General features: G+C 57.6%; 4 protein-coding genes. 3 read left to right on the top strand and 1 reads right to left on the bottom strand.

Annotated features, from left to right (window positions below; all coding sequences use genetic code 11):
- The first annotated feature begins 253 nt into the window (after window positions 1–253).
- Window positions 254–673 (top strand): hypothetical protein, encoded by a 420-nt coding sequence (locus ACODSV_RS36040; RefSeq protein WP_150056192.1) that lies wholly within the window; start codon window positions 254–256, stop codon window positions 671–673.
- A gap of 283 nt (window positions 674–956) precedes the next feature.
- On the opposite strand, the gene ACODSV_RS36035 is transcribed toward ACODSV_RS36040, so the two are convergent.
- Complete coding sequence (locus ACODSV_RS36035) at window positions 957–1,394, bottom strand: DUF3995 domain-containing protein (protein ID WP_150056191.1); 438 nt, start codon at window positions 1,392–1,394, stop codon at window positions 957–959.
- Window positions 1,395–1,486: 92 nt separating this feature from the next.
- Here ACODSV_RS36035 and ACODSV_RS36030 point away from each other — a divergent pair, with 92 nt between their 5' ends.
- Entirely contained in the window at window positions 1,487–1,876 is a 390-nt protein-coding gene (locus tag ACODSV_RS36030; RefSeq protein ID WP_041160960.1) for a DUF2946 domain-containing protein, read from the top strand.
- A 93-nt stretch (window positions 1,877–1,969) separates the two neighbouring features.
- Entirely contained in the window at window positions 1,970–4,096 is a 2,127-nt protein-coding gene (locus ACODSV_RS36025; protein ID WP_150056190.1) for a TonB-dependent receptor, read from the top strand.
- Window positions 4,097–4,242: the final 146 nt, after the last annotated feature.

Raw genomic sequence — 4,242 nt, 5'->3', positions numbered from 1 at the left:
AAGGGCCGAGGTCAGGAAAAATGGACATCCGAAGAAGGTTAAGTAAGTGCCATTCGGGACTACCCCGTTATACTGGCGTCGACGACCAAAAAAAACCATCGTGCGTTTAAAGCTACCAGGAGCTGGAAGTGGCTACAGACCAAATAAAAAGGACCCAGACAATCCAATTTTTAATCCATCCATGAACGGCGCAGAAATAAAATTTCGTGAAGAGGGCACGCCTTTCACGCTGTTTCCAACCACGGAATAAAAAATGTTATTTCATCCAAACTCTGACCATATCCCTTTCGACGCCAGCTTGTACTATTTCGTAGGCGTCTTTGACATTTACGACAGAGAGGAAACCAAGGGGGAAGCGCTCGCACACTACAACCCCAACAACAATAAAGACAGAGAAGCCCTCATACTTAAATACTGCCTGGACCCTTCCAGCAAACTTTCCTATCGCCACAGATATAAATTAATGGAAAGTTTACTCAGCGCACTAAAAACCGAAAACTTTAACTTTCACTCTTATTTCGAGAATGCCCCAGAGAAATACTCAACAATGGCATGGGACGAAACAGAAATAGCCGATCCACGGGGTTTCTTCGTTGATATCTACCGGTTAGCTAGCGATGCCTGGAAAGATGACCTCCAAAGAGCTAGCCTCGAAGACCAATCAGAGTGGTAACGCCACCACTTTTTGTGCAAGCTTGCTCGTGCTGGGCATCTAAACAACCCCTGTCAGAAAAAAGGAAAAAAGTTGACAGGAGTAGAAAGGAGACAAAACTATTTTACGCATGTGAGTTCCCGCACAGATACAAAACACACACCAACAAAAAGTCTCTGGAGCGTGATTTCAACAAGTATCTGAAACAGGGAAAAGCCAGGAAGATCTCCGGTTCCACGTCCAATTTGTACGTCCAGCGCCCTTGATTGTCGGGCCTGAGACAACGTGATCAGGCCTTCCCCCATCACCCCCACGCCACCACCAACAACCCCACCCCCAACACCAAACACAGCGGCGAATAAAACCACGTATCCAACTGTGCAAACCGCGACCCGCCGACTTTCTTGAAAAACCCCACCAACTCCGAATCTCCAATCGCCCTGGCAAACATGAGCACGGCAATCGCGCTGATCCCCCATTGCAACGCGCCATGGGACACCGGCGAGAAATACAGCCCTGCCCGCAGGCACACCAGCAATGCAATCGCGACCAACCCCATCGCCACCAGGAAAGTGCCCAACGCCGAGGGCTTGAACGCCGGGCGTGGCCCGCTGGCAAATTCGCCGGGCAGTTGGGGGATGGCGGCGAGACTGCCAAGTTTGCCGCCGGCGGCCCAATACAGGTGGACCATGCTGATGCAGGTAAAAATGCCGACGATCCATCGTGCAACGACGAAGCTCATGGTGGTTCTCCCTGAAAAGATGCGAAGTAGGATAGCCCCCCTGAAATTTTTTGCAGGCATTTCGTCGGCGGCTGATGGTAAAGTGCCGCCCCATGAAACTTGCCCGTGCCGACCGCTCGATCATTGCCTGGATGCTCTACTGCTGCGTCCTGTTCAATGTGTTCGCGTGCAGTATCGGGCATGGGCAGATGGTCGGGATGCAGCTCAATGGCCTCGGTGGTCAGTTCTGTACGGTGGACCCGCGCACCCAGGCGCCCACGCCGTCCAACTCCACCGATGAAAGCCTGCCAACCCTGTCCAAGGCGTTTGGTTGCCCGCTGTGTTCGACCGGCGGCATGGGCCCGGCATTCAGTTCCAGCCTGAATGTGGCGGTATTGCCACAGCCTCATGCCCCCCCTCCGGCCATTGTCGCCACCGCTGACCTCCCCGCCCGCTTTACCTGGCCAACGGCCCATCCTCGCGCGCCGCCCGCCTTTGCCTGATCCCTTTGCTTTCTGATCTGCACTGACCACCGTTTCCGCGAGGAAGTACGGCGGCCGTGCGTTGTTTCAAGCCAAGTTTTTCAGGATTCAACCATGAAACATTTACCCCTGTTAGCGGGCCTGTTCGGCTGCTTGCCTGTCTGCGGCTGGGCCCTTGAGCTGGCCCCAACCACTATTGATGGCGAACAAACCGCCGAGCCCGGCCTGGCCTTGGACCAACCCAGCGGCATGGCGTCGCGGCTGGGCCTGAGCGTGCGGGAAACCCCGGCCTCGGTGGCCATCGCCACACGCAACGACATCGAGCGCCATGGCGCCAGGACCTTCCGCGACGCCGCCAACACCTTGCCCGGTGTCAACGCCAGTGCACCGCCAGGGTTTGGTGGTTTTGTGTCGTATCGGGGATTTACCAGCAGCCAGATCACCCAGATGTTCAACGGTATCAATGTGGCGACCGGCCTGGCGCGGCCAGTGGATGCGTGGATTTATGATCGAGTGGAACTGGTCGGCGGCCCCTCCTCGCTGATCAACGGTGCCGGCTCCGTGGGCGGGTCGCTGAACTATGTGACCAAGCTGGCCAGCCGCGAGGAACAGGCCGCCGAAGGCCAACTGACCTATGGCAGCTACGATACCGCCGGCATGGCCTTCGGCCTGAACCATGCGCTCACCGAGCCAGGCGCCGACGTGCAGCACTATGCCCGCCTGGACGTCAGCCGCAACACCAACCACAGCTATATCGACCGCGATCAGCGCGACGCCTGGAGCGTGGCGTTTTCCCTGCTCAGCGACTTGACCCCCAACCTGTCCCACACCCTGGCCCTGGAATACCAGGATGAACACGAAGACAGTCCTTACTGGGGCACGCCCGTGCTCAACCCCAAGGCCGGTGAGTTGAAGATCGACACACACAACCGCTTCAATAACTACAACGTCGCCGACGGTCGTTACGAACAACGCACCCTCTGGGCACGCTCGATCATCGACTACCGGATCAACGACAGCACCACGTTGAAAAACACCCTTTACCACCTGGACAGCCAACGCGATTACCGCAACCTGGAAACCTACCAGTACAACGCCGACAACAGTGCGGTGAACCGTTCAACCGCCTACCAGGTGCGCCACCAGGGCGAACAGCACGGTAACCAGTTCGAGCTGCGTCATGAAGACCGCGTCTTTGGCCTGTCGACCACTTGGTCCGGGGGCTTCGAGTACAAGGTCAATAGCACCACCAACAGCCCGCTCAGGGCGGCCGGCAATAGCACAGTGGACCCTGATCACTACGACCCTGGGCACTTCTACGACATCCCAGGTACACGACCCGGCTTTATCAGGGACAAGACCAACGAGGTCACGACCAAGGCACTGTTCGTGGAAAACCGCCTGGGCCTGACCGATAAATTGTCACTGCTCACTGGCCTGCGTTACGACGCGATAGACCTGGACGTGACCAACCACGGCAGCGTGACCACCACTAACCCACGCCACTTCACGCGCAGTTGGGAGCCGGTGACCGGCCGGGTTGGCCTGACTTACCAGTTCATCCCCTCAGCCAACGTGTATGTGCAATACAGCACCGCCGCCGAGCAGCCGAGTACCACGACTCAAGTATTTGACGTGTCGACAGGCAAGCAGTGGGAAGTGGGCAGCAAGTTCGACTACCTGGACGGTCGCGGTTCGGCCACCGTCGCCGCCTACAAGATCGAGCGCAAGGACTTTGCCGTCACCGATCCGCTGGACCCGAACAACAGCATCCCGGTCGGCGCGCAATCGTCCAAGGGGATCGAGTTGGCCAGTTCATTACGCATCACACCCAGGCTGCTCGCCGAAGGCAACTTCGCCTGGGTAGATGCCGAGTATGACGAGTTCAACGAGAAGATCGCCAGCGGTGCGGTGGTGTCGCGCAAGGGCAATACGCCCACCAATGTGCCCAAGCGAGTGGGCAACCTGTGGCTGACATACGATTTTGCCGAAGATTGGCAGGGTGGCGTGGATGCGCGCTACGTCGCCGAAGTGTACGCGGACAATGCCAATACCCAGACGGTACCGGCCTACACGTTGTTCGGCACCTTCCTGCGCTACAAGGTGGACGCGCGCACCTCGGTGACGGGCCGGGTGCGCAACCTGACCAATGCGGTGTATGCCGAATTTGCCCATGTGTCGCCAGCGTATTACCTGGGGGCGCCGAGGACGTTTGAGGTGGCGGTACAGACCCGGTTCTAACGCTGTAATGCGAACAAAATGTAAAAGGGGCTTGCTCCCGACAGCGGTGCATCAGCTGGATATGGAATAGTCCTTACACGACCGCATTCTTTGTGGCGAGCGGGCCTGTTGTGGCGAGCGGGCTTGCCCCGCGTTGGGCTGCGCAG

This window comes from Pseudomonas sp. FG86 (genome assembly GCF_057808775.1).
This window is presented reverse-complemented; position numbering and strand designations above follow the sequence as displayed.

Excerpts from the sequence above, each read along its gene's own strand:
- ACODSV_RS36035 (WP_150056191.1), bottom strand. The coding sequence starts at position 1,394 with ATGAGCTTCGTCGTTGCACGATGGATCGTCGGCATTTTTACCTGCATC.
- ACODSV_RS36025 (WP_150056190.1), top strand. The coding sequence starts at position 1,970 with ATGAAACATTTACCCCTGTTAGCGGGCCTGTTCGGCTGCTTGCCTGTC.
- ACODSV_RS36030 (WP_041160960.1), top strand. The coding sequence starts at position 1,487 with ATGAAACTTGCCCGTGCCGACCGCTCGATCATTGCCTGGATGCTCTAC.
- ACODSV_RS36040 (WP_150056192.1), top strand. The coding sequence starts at position 254 with ATGTTATTTCATCCAAACTCTGACCATATCCCTTTCGACGCCAGCTTG.